1 protein-coding gene is annotated in these 18,262 nt (G+C 66.8%); it reads right to left on the bottom strand.

The genetic code is table 11. The annotated features are described in order from the left end of the window. Positions 1-167: 167 nt before the first annotated feature. A complete protein-coding gene (locus tag OHB12_RS12430) occupies positions 168-18,248 on the bottom strand; it encodes a sigma-70 family RNA polymerase sigma factor (protein WP_327119113.1) in 18,081 nt (6,026 codons plus the stop codon). Between the last annotated feature and the right edge of the window lie 14 nt (positions 18,249-18,262).

The raw sequence follows: 18,262 nt of genomic DNA on the forward strand, positions 1-18,262 counted from the left end.
AACCCAGACAGGCCCGCGAAGAAGTCGTAGACCGGGCCATCGACATCCAGCAGCACGAACTGAGCGATCGCCAACACGGCACGCACCGCCGAACCACGGCCGAAACCGGAGGTGTCTCTGTTGATTCGGCTCTCGGTATCACCTGTTGTCGCGTAGGGCGCGTGTGGTTATTCATTGGACTCGGCGTGCTCGATGAACTTGCGCTGTCGAATCAACACACCTTCGAGCCAGTCCGGAAATCCCTCCGCCTCGAACAAGGGCCGCAACGCGGGGAGGTTTTCTAGGTATTCGATCTGTTCGGACCGCTTCAGTCCATTGGGCGCCACCCACACGTAAGGATCGTCTGCGTCGAGGTTGTCGAGATTGAGGCCGCTGACATAACGGAGTGCGAACACGTTGTCGTTCGGGTCCACCGGGCGTTGGAACGAGGCGGCATGGTCGTAACCGAATGCGCGCCGCTGCCCGGTCGACCGGCCTGGCACTGCCACGGCTTCGATGTAACGCAGCCAGTTACGCGGGCGGTCCCAGTTGTTGATCAGCACATCGAGATGACCCAATCGCTCTGCGTCCGATGTGTCCCGCACAGTCGCCATCGCGGCACGGAGCGCCTCGAGGTCCGCATCTATTCTCTTGAAGTCTTCACCTGGCATCCATGGCATCACCACGGTGTGGTCGCCCACTCCGATCACCGGCGGCACCGGCGCCTTGATCGCATGACCCACCGCGGACGCGCATATCTCAGCTGCGGCGGCCTTCCGCGTCAGGCCGCTCTTCACCACGACCCAGAGGCTGGCTTCGGGGTAGAAGAGCAGTTCCGTCATGCTGCCCGCGGTGATCATATGCGGGAGCGTCATCCGCTCCGGTCGCTCGGAGCGCACGGCTGCGGCGAGCCGTGCGGCGAACTCATCGACAGACACCAGATGGGTGGCATCCGCTGCAGCCCCGACGTTCTCGGCTTCTCGATGGCGCGCCGAGCCCTCGCTTCGCCCGGTGCCGCCAGCCGCCTCGCCATGCCCGTCGTGTCCAAAAGCGTCAGCGATATACCGGGCAATGGCGTCAGAGTTGTCCTGGGCGGCCGATTCGTGCCAGGACTGTTCCGGCGCGGCGTCGCTGTTATCGCTGATGGTAGTCACGGGATGCTCACCACCATGAGGAGACGCTGCCGTATCCAACAGCTCGTCGCCCCTGGCCTCGGCCCGAGCAGCAGTCGTATCGTCCGTCTCATCAACCGCTTCCCCCCAGCGGGTCGACAATTCCGTGGCAAAGATCACGCGGGCGCGGGCGCGAGCCGTATCGACATCCACACCGTCGGTCACGAACCCGACCGGCCAGGCACCGAGCAGGTAGGTGAGCTCCGCGCCGACCTCGACCGCGGTGGCACAGTTCTCGAACGGAGGCACATTGAGCAGACCCTGCATATCAACGACACGCACGGTACGTCGCCGACCCACCGCGTCCGAATCACTGCTCGACACGGTCAGCCGACTCTCCCCGATATCGGGAAGGTCTACCGATCCAGCATCCCCCGCATCGGGATAAGCGGTATCCAGAGATCCTTCCAACTCATCAAACGTCACCACCACCCGCCCACGCTCGCGGTCGGTGATATCGGTAGCAATACCGATGGTCAACAACCGCTCACCCACACCACCCGACGTCGCCATCTCGATCACGCCTGCACCATCACGCAACAACCGACCAATTTGCGCCACAATGACTTCGAACGTGCGGGACCGCTGCACACCACCCTCCCAACCACGCGCCAGCTCGGGTATCAACGCCAACGCGGCAACAACCCGCCCCGCATCGCCGGGAGACAGGTACACAGTGGCCGCCGCCCGAGAAGCCTGAACACCGGCCATCTCCAACCGCAGCACGGTTTGACCATCACTACCACGCACAGCGAAGCTCACGACGAAAACACCCTCCTCGTCACGCCGCACATCCAGCTCATCCACCCACGCCCCGAGACTGTTCTCCAGCAGGGCATCGACTACCCCAGCAATCCCAACCCTGCTGACATCATCAGCCGGGAACTCGGCCATCACCGCACGCAACCGCGCCCGCGCAGCCACGGTACGGTCCGGATCGGACATATAGAAGGTGTCCGGACCCAATCCATCCGAGAACCCACTACGGCCGGTGCGCCAATACTGTTCCCGCAATTCCCGCAATTCCCGCAACGCCTCAACCTCGCCGCGGTGCGCACGCGCCGACACCGATTGATCATCGTTGAATTCGCCAGCCTCCACCCGACCGGGATCAAACCGCTGTCGACCCAGCTGTTGCCCTTCCGGCCGTCCCCCGACGACATCCAGCACATCCGCGACACCGGCTGGGTCCGACCGTGGATCGGGCCGTGACCCACGCGTATCGAATGCCTGCGCGGCGACTGCCTGGTGGGCAGCCGAATCCCGGCCATCATCGGCCCGATCCACCACCGTGGTTTCGCGGTCATCGTGGCCCGCCAGGTATCCCTTGGCCTGCAACTGTTGCGGATCGATCCCGCCAACGGATTCGTCCGCGCCCGACTGCCGGCCAGGTGGCCGAAAGGCATCCGCGGGTTCGCCCCCGTCGACACCAGGGGTGTGCGCGAAGAACAGATCGGGCCGGATGCCACGCGACCGCGGCAGCAGAGCACCCGCAACATCACTCGAAAACCCTAGCTCTTCAGCGAAAGTCGGCGGGTCGACACGCGTAGGTGGCGCAACCCCAGCCGGGCGCTGATACCTCGCTTCACCATCGCCCGCTGCCGGAATCGGATAGCCGAGTCGCTCCGCGGCGGCAATCACACGCTGCGCGACCGGCCGGTGCCGCGGAATCCGGTCTCGGACAACGGCGGAAACGTCTCCACTGGATACCCCGGCCAGTCGAGCCACATCATTCTGCGTGACCGGCCCGACCGCGCCTTGCTGTTTTGTGTAGCCGAGTTCCTCAGCGGCCGCGCGAATCCGCGCCATGGTCGGTCGGTGCGCCGGAATTCCACCGTCAAGACCGCGGGAGACCATTGACCGATCCACGCCGGCTAGTCGAGCCACGTCGATGGTGGTGGGCCGACGGACCTCATACAGCCGCTCGATCCGCTCACCGAATGCGGCGGGAAGCCATGCCGCCAACAGCCGGATCGCCCGGTATAGCCGGATACGCACAGTGTTGGGAGTGGATTCCACTCGCCGGGCAATCTCCTTGGGGGATAGTCCTTCCACGAACTGGAGCCGGATGGCTTCCCTAAGCTTCGGGGAGAGGTGTTCATCGACACAGCTCGCCCACAGGACGGAATCCTCCTGCAGTGCCGCCCAAACCAAGTTCGACTTACTGCCGGCATCGGCCATCACCCACGGGGCGAACAGATGGACACCGCCGGCCACGACCTGGACGGCGCGGCGCAACCGAACCCGGAGCGCGTTTTCGCTGACGCCTAGTTCGATCGCCATCTCTGTGATGGTCTGCCGCTGCACGAACCACCGAAGGAAAACATCTTTCTGCCGCTCGGGAAGTCGATCGACCAGATCCAACACCTGGTCGCGATGCCCGTCGAGCAAAGCAACCTGCACCACCAGCATCCGCTCGCCACCGACCCCGAGCGGCACCGAGCCCGACAGCCACCCCGCCAAAGTCCGAACCATCCAACGCACCCGAGACAGTGACCCATCTAGGGTGCCCCCCATTGCAGCCGCGATCGTGCCGAACGACTGCCCTGTCACGAACCACCGGACAAAACATTCCTGATGCTCCGGGGAAAGCTGCTCGACAAGACACCACAGCATCGGTCGCTGCGCGGGATCCAGCGCAGCCGCCTGCAGCACCGCCATTTCCGCGTCGAGATTCCCGAGCACAAGGCCCGCGGCCATTTCGCCGTCGCGTGCCGCAACAGGCACTTGGTACCGCACCGGGACACTATCGTTCAGCTGTTTGAACAACCTGTGCACGGTGCCGACCAGCCGCCGCTCGGTGACGGGAACGGCGCCACCCATGGCAGCCGCGATATCGGCGAACGACTGTCCCAGGAACCACCGGACAAAGCATTCCCGCTGGGTGGCTAGAAGGTGTTCGACAGCCACCCGCAGATCATCGAGGCGCTCGATCTTGGCCGCCTGGATCACCGCGACCTGGACGGCGGGAATGCTTGCGGTAGCCGCCACCCTCTCGCCACCTGTCGCGAGCGCCTCGGCAAGTGCGTCACCTCTCGCCGTCAGCGCCGCGGCAAGCGCCCACCCCGAGGCCCGCTCCTGCAGGAATGCCGCCCGCAGCCCGTCATGGGCACGCTCGACCAGCACTGCCACCGCATCCGGCGTCGAATCGAGCCGCCGTGCCGCCTCGGCAACCGAAAAGTCTTCGATCGTGGTGAGCCGCAACACCGTCCGCAATTCCGGCGGCAGCGACTCGAACGCGCGACCAATCGCGGTCTCCCCCGAGTCCGTCCCCGACTGACCAGAAATCGGCTCCGCGAAACCGTCGGTGTCGGTGCGGATCTGCCGGGCGGCACTGGACCGGAACTCGAGCGAGACATTGCGCACCACACCGAGCAGATAGCCGCGGAATTTCTCGATCGCGCCTTCGCCTTCACCGCGCCGCAGCTTGCCGAGTATGCGAGCGAAACTCTCGGCCACCACGTCTTGGGCGTCGGCCTCGCTGTCGAGGTATCGCATTGCCACACCGAGCGCAAGGCTTTCGTACTCTCGGAATAGATCGTCCATTGCCGCCAGGTTGCCCGCCCGGACCGCCACCACACGGTCCCAGTTGCGAGCGCGTTCCAGCCGCCACTGTTCGGGAATATCCTCGTCGCCCTCCGCACGCGGCACTGCGTCGACTTCGGCTACCGGATCGGTCGAGGGATCGCCTTCGGCAGGCTGCTCTTCTGGCTCGACGGCAACCGAAAGTTGCTCTGTCGGTACCTGCTCCAGCAACTCCGGATGATCACCTGCGACCGGTGCCGTGTCCGGGGGTTGCCGATGTGCAGCCAGCTCGCGCGGGGTATGGTCGAGCACCGCAGGCTCCGGCTCGGGAGTCCCCTCACCGCCAGAAAGCCACCCGGCGATTCTCGGAATGATGCGGTACAGCCGAACATGGACCGACCCCTCACTGCTACCCACTGCCTCTGCTATACCGAGCACGCTCTGCCCCAGGAACCACCGGACGAAAAGCTCCCGGTGCCCATCGGACAACCGCTCGACAGCACGACAGAAGTCATCGAAACGCTCCACCTTGGCCGCCCGAAGCACCGCCACCGCAGACGCCAGCACCCCCTCAGCCAGAGCAAGTGCCACCCCACCACCGGCCAACAACTCCGCCAACGCATCCCCAGCAGCCGGAATCGGTCCGATGTCGGGTCGTGGCTCAGCCTCCGGCTGCTCGGCGGGGGAAAGCTGTTCGGCCAGACCACCAATGACGCGGTACAGACGGTTGTAGACCGCAGCCTTGTCGTTTCTGCCACGACGGCCCACCGCTCTGGCGATATCAGGCACCTGATCCCCCGACCACCACCGGACAAAAAGATCCCGATGCTCTTCAGACAATTGCTCGACAAAACTACGGAGCTCATCGAAACGCTCGACCTTGGCCGTCTGCAGCACCGCCACCTCAGCACCAAGCACCCCCTTGGCCGCGGCCAACCCCATCCCGCCGTCCGCCAACAGGCCAGCCAGCGCATCCTCGTCCACAGCATCCGCATCGTCATCGAACTCGTCGATTTCGGCGCCGAGCTCGGTCGCCAACCTGCGCACTCCGGCCCGCATCACATCTTCGACCACGCCAGGGCCGACCCCCATCACCTCGGCCGCCGCCCGGAACGACATGCCTTCCCCCCAGAACAGCAACCGGATCGCCCTGCCCTGACCACGAGCCAGTCCTTCGACGGCACGCCGGAAATCCGGTCCACTCGCCCGGTGCAGCGCGTCGCGCTCCGGGCCTTCGGCCGCCGCATCCTCGATCGCCCACCGGAATCGAGCATGCTGGACGAACCGAACACGGTCGGCCAACACCTCCCCGACCAGCGCACCGACCCACACCCCGACATCCTGTCCCGCACGCACCCCGCCGACGCCGCCGCGCATACGCCGAAACACTTCCGTCACAATACTTTCCACTTGCGCTTGCAGTGCCGCCAACCGGTCGGAGTGCGAAAGATCCGGCCGACGCACCGCGGCAGTCACCTGCGCACGCACCTGCTCCTCGAAGTGTGCGCGCAACGGGCCGAACGCCGCGGGATCCCGTTGCGCCGCAACCACTAACTCCCACAGCTCGCTCTCGGCAGGCTCATGGGGCGGCAGTGGGTGTTCCGGATCGGCGGCGAACCACCACCCCAGGTCGCGCCCCGCGGGCCACGCTATCGGACCGACGTCCGGAAGCTGTTTACCGCCCATCATGTCCCGCACTCCGGCGATACTGGCCGGATCGTTCAGCGTTGCGGCGATATCCGCTCCGAACGCCCACGTGCCCAGACCCTGCCGCGGATCGGGAAACGGCTCGACCCGGTCACGTTGAGGCAACCCGACCGGATTCTGGTCATCGATGGGCTTGGCCACCTCTGCCGACGGTGGATCCTGGTCGGCAGCGGTCGGGCCGCGCCCACCACCCGCACCACGTAGCCGCGGCCTCGGCCCGGGTTCCCGCTGGGGAGGGCGCTTCATGACGATCAACTTCGCCGTCACACCGCAGTCTTTCAAAGGCGGCGGAGTATCCTCCTCTCCTTCCCGAAGGAAACCGTTCGCCTCATGCCACCCTTGCACCGGGCTGGTGTCAACCACCACCAGAGAAATGATCTTGTCGCCATGTTCTTCCTCTATCCGGTGCCAGACCTCGGGGCCGAGCCCCATACCGGGCAATAAGCCATAAAAAGCAGCCCAATACACCGAGCCGTCGTCCTTCGGTTCGACGTAGAAGAAAGCGACAACGTGTCCCCCGCACTCGACAACCTGCAGCCCTGGATTGCCGACGAGACTTGTCCAATACCTGGCCGAGCGGATTTTCAGACCCTCGAGAAATTCGTTCAGATTTTCTTTCAACAGGTGGCCGAGTTGAGCCGCGACGCCACTGCGATGAGCCTTCACGATGGCACGCACGTCCCCGGCCGTGGCCTGGCGGACAACCAACTCAGCGGTCGCATGCAGACCCCCACTGCCTTCCACGTAGGCGACTCGGATCGACTCGCCGCCCGCGGCAACGAAGTAACCCGTCCCTCCGTCCGGAAGCAGAACCCAGTAGCCTTTCGGCCCTCGTGTTCCGTCGGGAGCATGATCGAACGCAAGTTTGCGATCTCGAGGAGACTCGCCGACAACGACGGCTCGCATCCTCTTCTCAGGGGTAACAATCACACTGACCGTCCGAGCCCCGGACAGGGCAGACGGATCATCGACGAACCCTACGCCCCGTCTATCGTCCGACGCCGTGACACGGACACTCCCATCGGGCAGCCGCTCGACCGTCACCTCCCCGGCGATGGCGGCCGTGTCACGGTCGCCGAGCACCCCGACGACCGCCGCGGAGGCCAGTGCGGCCGCTTCGTCCGGCAGACCAGGCACCATCGCCATCAGCTTCGCCCCGATCGCCTGGGCGGCCTCGGACAGGTTCGCGACCGGGCCGTCGAAGCCCAAGAGCACGAGATCGGTCCGGTTCAGCCCAGCGCGCAGGCTGTCGGCCGAACCGACCACCGCAAACACCTCGGCATCGGGCGACCGTGAACCACCCTCGACCGCAGCGGATTCCGACTCGGACCGGGCCCGCGGCTCACCCAGAGGACGGACAGCGTCGGCACTCCCATCACCCCCAGGAGTATGAGCAAAGAACGTCCACGGATCGAGCGGTCGGGCCACGATCGGCGCACCCGCGAGATCCCGCACCCACCGCCAGGGAATACCCAGACCGCTCACCAAATCGGCCGAGTCGGGGCGCAGGGGCAGTACTCGATTCCCGGAGCGGGCCATATCGCTCGCCCCGAAACCGATCGGCTGATCCAGCGTCGGGTCGGCGTCGAGTTCCTCGGAATTGTTGGTGTTCGGCGGACCGAGTGCGAAGACCTCGTTGTCCAGGAAGTTCGGCATCATCCGCAGCATGACGTCGAAATGGGGCTCTCCGAAGGCCGCGAAAACGGCCGATCCGGCCGCCATGTGTTCCTGTATGGTCTCCGCTGCGATCGTTTCTCTGCGGTGGTGACAGGTCGCAGCCACATGTTGCACCCTGCTGATCACCGGGGCGCCCAGCATCGTGTCCACCGTCTCGCGTAACAGCCAGCCTTCATCTTCTGGTCGGAACTGACGGGGAAACGACTGTTCGGGATATTCGTGCTCCACCAGGCGAAGGAATTCGCCATGAGGGTCGTAGTTCCCGGACAGGATGAAGCTGTACAGGTCGATGGCTTCGCGCAGGTGCTCGTCGATGTCCGGTCGGAATCCTTCTTGTGCCCGTAGACCCTGCGGTATGTGCCGCAACACGTAGTACAGGAAGACCGCGTCCCGATTGTTCCCGTCCTGTATCAAGGCCGCAACCTGTTCGGTCAGGTTCTCTTCCATGGATCTGATTTCGATGCCGTGTTCTCCGGCCAAGTAGGCGATAAGCGTCATCTCGCTCCCGCCGGAAAGGGACTCTCTTTCCGTTGCACCCGGCACCCTGACTCTGCCTTCGGTCAGGAAAATCCGCTCCTGCCCGTTGGTTTCGCCGATCCAGTCGTGCAGGAGATGGGTGAGGGCGATCGACTGTGGGTGGTCGGGGTCCGTACGGTGGATCGTCCCGACAAAGAGACTGCTGCCGAACTGCACGGCTCTGTGCGGAGTTGCGGGGCCCTCTTGGGGGCTGGCCAGCCTTTCCTGTGCGTGCCCGCCAGCCTGGTCGACACGCGCCGCACTCGGTTCCGCGGCCGGCGGTTTCTGCTCGCCGCTTTGCTGGTCGCTGGGCACGGTCTGGGCCGGATCGACCGTGCCGTCACCATCGCCGTCGAAAACCCGCGCCACGGTCGTCGGGTTCGCCCCGGCCAGGCGAGCGACATCCGCCATGGTGGGCAGTCCACCCGGCGGCGCGCCGTAGCTGTTGGGTGAGTCGCGGTAAAACGCCTTCGGTCCGACACCCGCCGATTCGGGCAGCATGGCCTCGGCGATCAGCGCTGCCGCCTGCGCGGCGTCGACTCGGTGGGAGTCGGCGAACCAGTGCCGGATCGCTCGGGTGCCGTCGTCGCAGGTGACATGGGTGCTGCGGTACGACTCCGATACCTTGCCGTCGACTCCCCCCAGGGACCGGGTGTCGGTGATCCGCTGGGCCAGCGTCCGGCCGTCGACCATCCGACGCAACCTACGGTCCCGCACCGGATCACGGTAGAACTCGATCATCGTGTCGTCCTGGCCCGCGTGCTGTTCGGGTCCGAAGATCGGCTCGGTGACGTCGAGGACACCGTCGCGGGTGACCTGAGTCCGCTTGTAGCGGATGGTGATACCGCGGTCGAGCAGCGCCTCCTGCGTCACCTTCAGCAGCCGCAACACCGCGGGCACGTCGTCCACAGGTGAGATGACGATGATCTCGTTGCGCACTGCGTTGAAACCAATTGCCTCACAGAGCGGTACCGCCTGCTCGGCCGCGATTTCATCGCGGGCGGCCACTATGCCCGCGACCTCCAGGACCGCAGCGAGTTCCGCCTCGAGCGCCGCCCCGACCTGCCACAGTTCGTCGCACAGCAGCCGCGCGACCAGGGTCTCGCGCGCGGCACCCGTCGCCTCGGACTCGGTTGTCCTGGACTCCGCTGCCTCGGGCTCAGTCGTCTGCTGCCGCTCGGCTGCCGTCCGCACTGCCTGCCGGATCTCGTCCGGATCCATCCCGGTCACGTCCAAGCCGAGCTGGCCGCACCAGCGGGCGATGTCGCCGTGGAAATCGCGCACCTGGCGGTCGGCCACCTCAACCTGGCGGCGCACACTCGCCCGCAGTTCACCCGGCGGTGTCGCCGGATCCGCACGCCAGGTCTGCCAGGAAGGCAGCTGCGCAGCGGCCCGATCCAACTCCCGCTGCAGCTGCCGGTCCGCTTCGTCTTCTACCAGATCCAGTTCTACTGGGGGCGTAGCAGCTTCATCACCGAAAGGCAGGTCCCGGGCTCCGTCACGCAGCAACGCGATGACCTCATCAGCCAGTGCCTGCGGGCTGTCGGCCGCCAAGCCTCCGAACCACGCCGACACCACCTCACCCGAACTGAGTGCGGCGCCCTTCGTTTTCGCGATCGCATAGTGCCCCTCGCCGCTTCGCACCATACCCACAGCCACGATCTGGAGCCGGACCGTGAAACCGTCGATGTCGATCAGCCGGGGAAGGACCAGGTGACCTTCGTCGCCCTCGGGATCCACGTCGTAGCTCAGGTCCTGGAGGGTGAATTCCCGCTCGACAATCTGCCGCGCGGCCTCCTTCGCACCGAAGATGTCCAGCACCTCGTCGGGATGGACGGCCCTGACCACCCGGACCAGGTCCTCCACTGTGGGGTTGGGGCCGACCCCGGCCCGCGCCAACCAGTTCGGGAAGCCTTCCGGTTCCAGCATCCGCTTACCGCGCCGGTGGCGCAGATACAGCTCCAACAGCAGCGCCTTGACCTCGACCGAGGACAGTGCATGGTGGTATCCGCCCACCGGCTCGACCACGGCGTGGGTGGCCTCGGCGACCGTGCCGTCGGCGCCGAGTGCCAACTCGATCTGGAGGATTGTGTACTTCTGCGGCCGCAACGGGGTCGGCGGCAGATACACATCCGTGAATTCCGCCGGGTCGCTGAACGCCAAATCCGTCAGGGCACGTCGGTGCCTGCCCTCGAGCGCCACGACACACAGCACCGGGAGGTCCGGGCCCGGCGTGTCGATAACGACAGCGTGCGGGCTGCCGACCTGCCTGCCGTGGGCGAGCCGTTCGGCGATGAAACGCTCAGCCACCCGGGCATCGAGCTCCCGCATGGCATTGTCGCGTTCGCCGACCACAGTGGCGAGCTGGTCGATATCGCGGTCGCGGCGGACCAGCTCCGCGCGCCGGACCCGTGCGGCGGCGAAGCACTCGGCATGTGGCCGCAACGGATCGTCCTGCGCCAGCGCGGCCGGATCCCCGAATGCGTCCAATCTGGCCGCCCAGAGCTGCGCCGGGTCTGTTCGCAGTTCGTCGGCCAGCTCCCGCCAGTCGCGCCGCACCTCGGCGAACAGCTCCTTGAACTGCGGGTCCGCCGGCGCCAGCGTAGTCGGGTCGGTGATCTCCAACCGCTCGGCCAGTTCATCACGCTGCTGTTCCAGCTCGCGGACCCGGGCAACGGCGGCGACGACTTCCGCCGGGTCGATCAGCCGAGCCGCGGGCACCACCGTCGGCGGTGCGATAGCAGGCTGCGCCTCGGGGCGCGGCACGGTGCGGTATTCGATCGAATAGTCCTGGCCGTCGCGCCCCGGCGCGGAACCGAGCACCCCGTCGAACTCGTCCCGGTGCTGCACAGCCAACCTGGTCAGCGCCCGGTCGTGCCCGCCATCGAAAGCGACGACGATCAACCGTCGTTCGGCCGGGAACCAGGCGACCTGGTTGTCCCGATTCTCCCCGCCGGGGCTGCCGGTCAACGCCTCATCGGCGATGATCCGCTCGACAATCGGGCCACACACCTGGGCCTGTATCTCATCGCCGGCCCGCACCGCCGCCACGGTCTGGTCGTAGTGCAGCTCGGCGGTCAGCACCCGATACCGCCGCAGCAGCTCCACCAACTCCGGCAGGTGTTGTTCCCGGTTCAGGATGTCGGTTCTGCGGTCGTCCAGCGCCCAATACGCCGCGAGTTCACGCGGCAGCCCGATCCGCTCCAGGTCCACCTCTTCCTGCGCGACACCGGTTTCAGCGGCGAGGTCGAAAATCAACCTCCGCCGATCATCGGCAACCTGGATACGAGCAGTGGCGATCTCGGCGTCGACCAACCATCCGGGCTGATCGACAGCCAACCTGCCCGGATCCCGTATCCCGAGCGCAGCCGCCAACTCGTCACGCCGCCGTTCCAGCGCCCGAAGCTGTTCACGAACATCGGCTTGCGCAACACCGAATAGTTCCGGCGGACCCGGGTCCGGCTCCGGCGGGCGATGGCCGACCGCGATATCCTCCTCGTCCCAGCGGAAGGCGAACAAACCGTCCTCGCCGGGGATCGGCACCGGGTAGTTCTCGTTGTTCAGGAACAGACCCAGCACCGGCTGGTGGGCTTCCACCCTTGTCGGCAGGTAGTTCTCGATGATCTCGCCACGGCTGGGGTCGTGCTTCTCGAACCGGAAGGTGCCGTCGGCCCGATGCTCGGCCAACACGATCTGGTCGACGTGCCAGAGGTTGCCGCGCGACCCGGTGCCCGGGACGCTCCGTTTGAACACCAGCACCGAGGACCCGACGACGCCACGCCGCGTCAACCGGCGAATCGCCTCGCCGACCCTCGGCAGCCGCTGCGCCCGCGGCGCGACGGCTGGCGACACGTGGATGCCGGCCAACGCCGCTTCCACCTCACTGATTCGCGTTCCGGCGATCCCGGCGGGGCCCATCTCGGCGATGTCGTCGCGCCCGGAGTTGGCCCGGATGCCGTTGACCAGTTTCGGCGCGCACTGGTACTGCTCACGCGCGCTCGCCTCGTCACGGCGGTTGTCCGGTGTCTGCGGGGCGGCGACACCGTCGGAAGCCGACGGGTCCGAATACCCCAACTGGTTGACGCCCTGGCTGAGTGCATTCCAGTCGAACCGCAGATCGGCCGCTCGGCCGTCAAGAGCACCCGCCACCGACCCACGCGGCAGTCCGTCGAAAAACTGCAACCCCATGCCGGCGCCCGGCAGTCGTGCCTGCCGCGCCAGCCGATCCTGCCGAGCTCTGAACTCGTCGAGCGCACCGGCCGCGCCGTCGGCAACTACCCGGTGTGGCAGGTGGATGACCGCGTCGGTTTTCTCGCTGCCGTATTCACCACCGTCGCGGCGATAGTCGGTGAGGTCCGCGACGAAGGTCACCTCGGCCGCATCCGCCACGGCGGCGGCAGCGCCCAGTGCACTGTCGGCGTCGGTGCCGCCGGTGAACGACACGGTGACCGTCGCCGCGCTGTCGCGCACCCGCTGACCGACCGGGAGCACACCACTGGGCCAGCGCCCCCAGCCGATGTGGCCGTTGCCGACATGCACGGCCACCTTCTCCTCAGGATGCCGCCGCTGTGCCTCGGCGATTTTCGCGGCCATGTGTGCTTCGCGTTCCTCGTCGGTCGGCCGAGCAGCGTGGTCGACATCCACCGCGACCACTTCCATCCCCACGGTGGCCATGGCACGCAGGATTTCCCGGCTCAGCGTGGACGGGCCGCAATACACCTGGTCGAGGTTCTCGGTCCCACTGTTGAGCTCATCGAACGCCCGGTGGTGCGGCGCTTCGAACACCCAGACCCGCACACCCGCGGCATACAACGCGGTGGCCTGGTTGATCAGGAACCGGGCGATCTCCGGGTTGTCATGCGTGTCTCCCAGCAGCAGCACATCCTGCTCACGTAACAGCTCGTCCCAGTTCACCTCTCGCCGCTGCCGAGCCAACTCCGCCAGCGCCGGATCGACCTCCGGTGGGCGGTGGCCGATCATGCGCTCTTCGCGCAGCCGCGGGCGGTCGGCCAGGTCGACCGTCTGGTCTGCGTACACCGGCTCCGCAACACCGGATTCGGCAACCTCGGCCTCGGGCTGCTCGGACCTGCGGCGGATCGGTCGACCATCCCACCCCCGTCTACCACTGCCGAACGGCTGCATCGCGCCCTGCGCGTGCTGTCCGCGCCCATGCCCGCCGAGCCCCGGGCCCGCCACCGGATCGTCGAATCTCGGCCGACCACCGATCACGTAGAACACATCCGCAAGCCGAGCCGGATCCGGAGGTACCACCGGGAACGCCTGCGCAGACGCGCCCAACTCTCGATCGGCGGCGAAGAACGTGCCCTCATCCCCCAACAGCCGCGGTGGAGTCGGGCCCTGTGACGGCGGTCCCGGTGGTGGCGGGGTGCCCCCAGACAGTCTCGGCTCGCCGGCCGATAAGAAGTCTGCCGCTTCGAACATCGAGTACCAGACGACCTTGCGGTAGTCCTGGTCGCTGCCCTCGACCTGCCGTTCACCCGCCTTTAGCGGGTGCGCGCCCAGACGCCCTGACGCGCGCAGAATATCGATTCCACGGCCGCCCTCGGCGAGGTTTGCCAACAGGTCGAGGTCGAGGTCGACGTTCTCACCGAGGGCGATGTCACCGAGGTCCCCCAGCAACTCCTGTTCGACGGTCGTCTCACCGGGTTCTTTGCGACGGGGAAGCTGCGGATTGGTGTCGTAGAACCGCAGCAGCAGCTCCCGGTGTCCGGGTTCGCCTGCCTGCGTGATCTCGAGCAGCCCCGCCCCTTTGGTGTATTTCAGGACATTGCCCGCCAATTCGCTGGCGGCTAGTTCCGCGTCGTATGCCCGGTCTCGCGACCAACCCGCCTCGCGCAACACGGTGCGTACCAGCAGCCGTATCGCTTCATTCTCGAGGCCCCGGTCCGGCGAATCCGGGTCCGTCCCGAAAGTCCGCTGATCCCGCACCACCGGTGCGGCGCTTCCTACGGAAGGCCGCTCGAAGAACTCGAACCAGACCTGGTTGCCTTCGGTCGAACGGTTGACATCCCACAGGTGTGCCAACGAATCGAGTTGTGTGACAACGCTGCTGGCCAGACCTTCGTAGCCATTCTCGGCTTCCCGCACCGGAAGGTCCGGGCGGGTGTCGGTGACCTCGATCCGCAACACCCGACCGCCGATGTCCCCGGTGATACTGGCCGACAACCGGAATGGACTCGCTGTCCGCGCGATCAGGTCATCCACGACGGTCTTCAGCAAAAGCTGGGCGTGATCTGGTATGTCACCCGGCGGCATGCCGAACCAGTGCATGAGTTCGATGACCTGCCCGGCCATCCCGTCCCGGAACTTCGGCCATTCCCCGGGCGTGTAGTGCATGGTGCCATCGCCGGCTTCGCCGTCGTCCCCACCGGGCGGGGTATTCCCCGACAGCCAGCTCGAACCGTCTTCTTGCGGTGCCGGGCCTGCCGCTATCGCCTGACCCGGCGCCGCCGGCCCGCCGCCGGGCCGTGGCGAAACGGCAGCCGTGCCCGCCTCGCGCGGGTCATTGGAGCTACCGGGCGTGATCGCGAGCGGCGCGGTGCCCGGTCCGATCGCCGGCAAGGGTGGGCGCACCGCGGTGCCGTCGCGCCCGTCGTCGTGCTGGGATTTCGCTGCGGCTCTGGGGGTTTGGTCCGGAATCCGCGGGTGGAAGCCGATCCGTGGTTCCGGTACGCCGCGTTTGAGGCGGTGCCACCGGCTCTGGATTTCCTCGAGCTTCCGGACGTCGCGTCGGGCGAAGCGGTGCTGGCGCTCGGCGTCGGCTTCGGTGCGTGCGACGTTGATTTCCTCGGCGAACTGCTCCTGCTCTTGCGGATCCACTCCTTCGACCTGCCGGTCGGGGTGGGTGTCCTTGATCAGCTTCCGGTAGAGGTCTTTGCCCCGTTTGATGCTGGCGGGGGTGGGGCCGGGCTCTGGGAATTCCCCGAAGTTGGTGTCGGGTGTGGGTTTACCACCGCTGCGCTCCCACGCCTTCTTCAGGTCGAAGTCGCTGAGCTTCGCGCGGCGCGGCTCGACCGGCCGCATCGGGCCGACCGGCGGGCCCTCGGGCGCGTTCGGGTCAGACAGTCCGCCGTCGAGACCGGTGGGCGCGCCGGGATCTTTCGGATTCGGCGGTGTGGCATACCGTTTCGACGCACCGGACTCGGTGGGCCGGCCCGCGGGGGTCTCGGGCAGATGCGGCGGCGGCAGCGCTGTGAAGTTCGGTGTCGGCCCGAACTCAGCGGGCTGCCCTTGCCGCGGCTCGTCCGAGCCGGGTTCGCCGGGCAGCGGTGGGTGCGGCGGGACGATCGGGGTGTTCGGCGGCCCGTGCGGGTTCATGGCCGGGGTGCGGTGCAGCGCCGGTATCGCGTCCGGCGGGATATCCGGTTCGGGTGGGCCCGGGTCGTGCGGGTTGGTCATATAGCCGGGGTCGGGCAGTTCGTAGTCCAGCGACCGATCCTGCGGCGACGGGTACGTCGCGGAAATCAGCGGATCTACAGAGTGGCGCACCGGATCCGGGTAGTACGCTGGCGGCGGTAGCGTCCAGACCGGCGGGTCGTCCTCGCCCGGCTCGCTGCGACCGGGAATGTAAATGTAGGGCTTGCGGGTGGGATCGGACTCGTTCCGCCGCGGTTCCACAATCTCCGGCAACGCATTCGGATCATGCTCCTCGCCTTGCTCACCGTCCTGGTCGCCATCGCGGCCGACCCCGTCGGGCGCACCCGGTCGACGGTCGCCGCCACCGGGCTCGGTGGCAGGCACCGGCAGCAACGCCGGATCGGAGTCCATGTCAGGGGCGATCGGGGTGGTAGAGGACTGCGTCGGGTAGAAGCTCCGCAATTCCACCACGCCAGGCAGCACCGGATCGGTTGCCACCGAGGTCGACTCGGGCGAGTTCAAGATCGGCTCGGGCTCCGGAGGAACGATCGGGTCCTGCACCGAACCGGGGCCTTGACCCTCGCCGCTCCCGGTGCTGAATTTCGGTTGCGGCACCTTCACGCCGGTCCCGGTTTCGCCGGCGGCCGCGGGCTCCGGCCGACCGGCACCCGCCGACCCGCCGCTGCCGGATTCCGGGTCGACTTGCCGGACGTGGCCGCGTTCCGGGGCCGGATCGGGAGGCGCCTCCACCACCCGTCCCAACTTTGGCGGGGCCGCATCAGCGTGCGGGTTGGCGGCTTGATCACGTTGTTCGGCAGCCGGTTTCGCACCGGTATCGGCGGCGCTCCCACTCTCGTTCACACCCGCGCGAGGTGCGGCTTCGGTGGCGGTGCCCGCGGCCGTCCGCGGGCCGCCGGCTTCGGCGGGGCGCGCTCCGGTTCCTCCGCCGCGTGGTCCGCTGCCACCACCGGAGGTTGTGCCGCCATCTCCCGTCGGCGTCACCGGTCCGGCTCCGCCGCCGCGAGACGGCGGCGTCACACCGGCTTCCGGGCGCGCCGCCTCGGCGACGTGCCGCGGCACCCCGCCGCCGTCACCACCGAGCACTGCACGCAACTGGGCCATCTGCGCCGCGTCGCTTCGGGCTGCGAGTTGGTCCGGGGATATCGGCCGAACCTGTTTCATGTCCGGGGCCCGGTACGCCTCCTGGACGATCCGCCTGCCCTCCGCCATCCGCTCGGAACTCGACCCTGGCCGCGGCGAATGCCCGTCCACCACTGCATGCACACCCTGCCGCGCGCCGTGCATACCACCCAAACCAACACCGGCCGCGAGCATTTGGGGATGGAAGGTGGTGTCGACCTTCGACGCGTCGAAGCCGTTGGCCGCGTACTGGTAGGCGAGATCACCACCGTACATGCCGACCGCGCCTGCAGTGCCCGAACCGACTCCGACCGCGACGGGGCGCACGAAATCAGCCATGATGCTGCGCCGCACACCCTGCACCATGAATTCCCGACCCAGACCGCGGGCCAGCGCCATCGCCACCGGTGCCGCGAGGATACCGCCACCAGCCCACCCGGCCGCCGTGCGCAACGCCTGGCCCCAGTCCATCTCGTCGCGGTGTTGGGTGAACTGATAGGCCTGGATGCCGGCATCCAGCGAGAAACCCAGAGCTCCCGCTTTCAGACCACTCTTACCCGCCTGCACCAGCAGCGGCTTGACACCGATCTCCTTCACGGCCGTCATCAACGCGGGTTTCACCGCCTGGATCGCGGCTGCCAGGCCGGCCTTCGTTGCGCCGGCCCGACCCAGGATCATGATCGCCTGCCTGCCCGCCGCGACCACCAATGGAATGAACGGTGTCGTGTAAACCGATTTCATCAAGGCGAACACCGCGTACGCGGTGATACCCGCGAACACACCCATCATGATCTTGGTGTGCTGTACGTCGTCGCCGTTGGAGCCGCTGAACGCGGCCAGCTCGTCCATCCCCTTGGCGATATCGGTCAGCGCCGGCCGATCATCGTCCTTGTCGCCGTAGATGAACTTGTGAAATTCCTTCTTCGCCGCTTCCCTGCCGTAACCCGCCTTATATGCCTGCAGCGTCGTGTCCATCGCGGCCTCGACCAGGGGAATGAGTTCCCGGAACTCGTCCGCACCCTGGCCCCACACCACGTCGTCGAGGGCGAACAGGGCGCGGTGGTCGCCGTCGGGATACTCGAAGCCGAAGTTCAAGGCCTCCAAAAGCCAATCCGGGACAAAATCAACCAGCCCCGCAATGTCGATACCGGGCATGGGACTACTGCTCC

Source organism: Nocardia sp. NBC_01730, assembly GCF_035920445.1.
In the GTDB taxonomy this organism is placed as follows: Bacteria; Actinomycetota; Actinomycetes; order Mycobacteriales; family Mycobacteriaceae; genus Nocardia.

Excerpts from the sequence above, each read along its gene's own strand:
- OHB12_RS12430 (WP_327119113.1), bottom strand. The coding sequence starts at position 18,248 with ATGCCCGGTATCGACATTGCGGGGCTGGTTGATTTTGTCCCGGATTGG.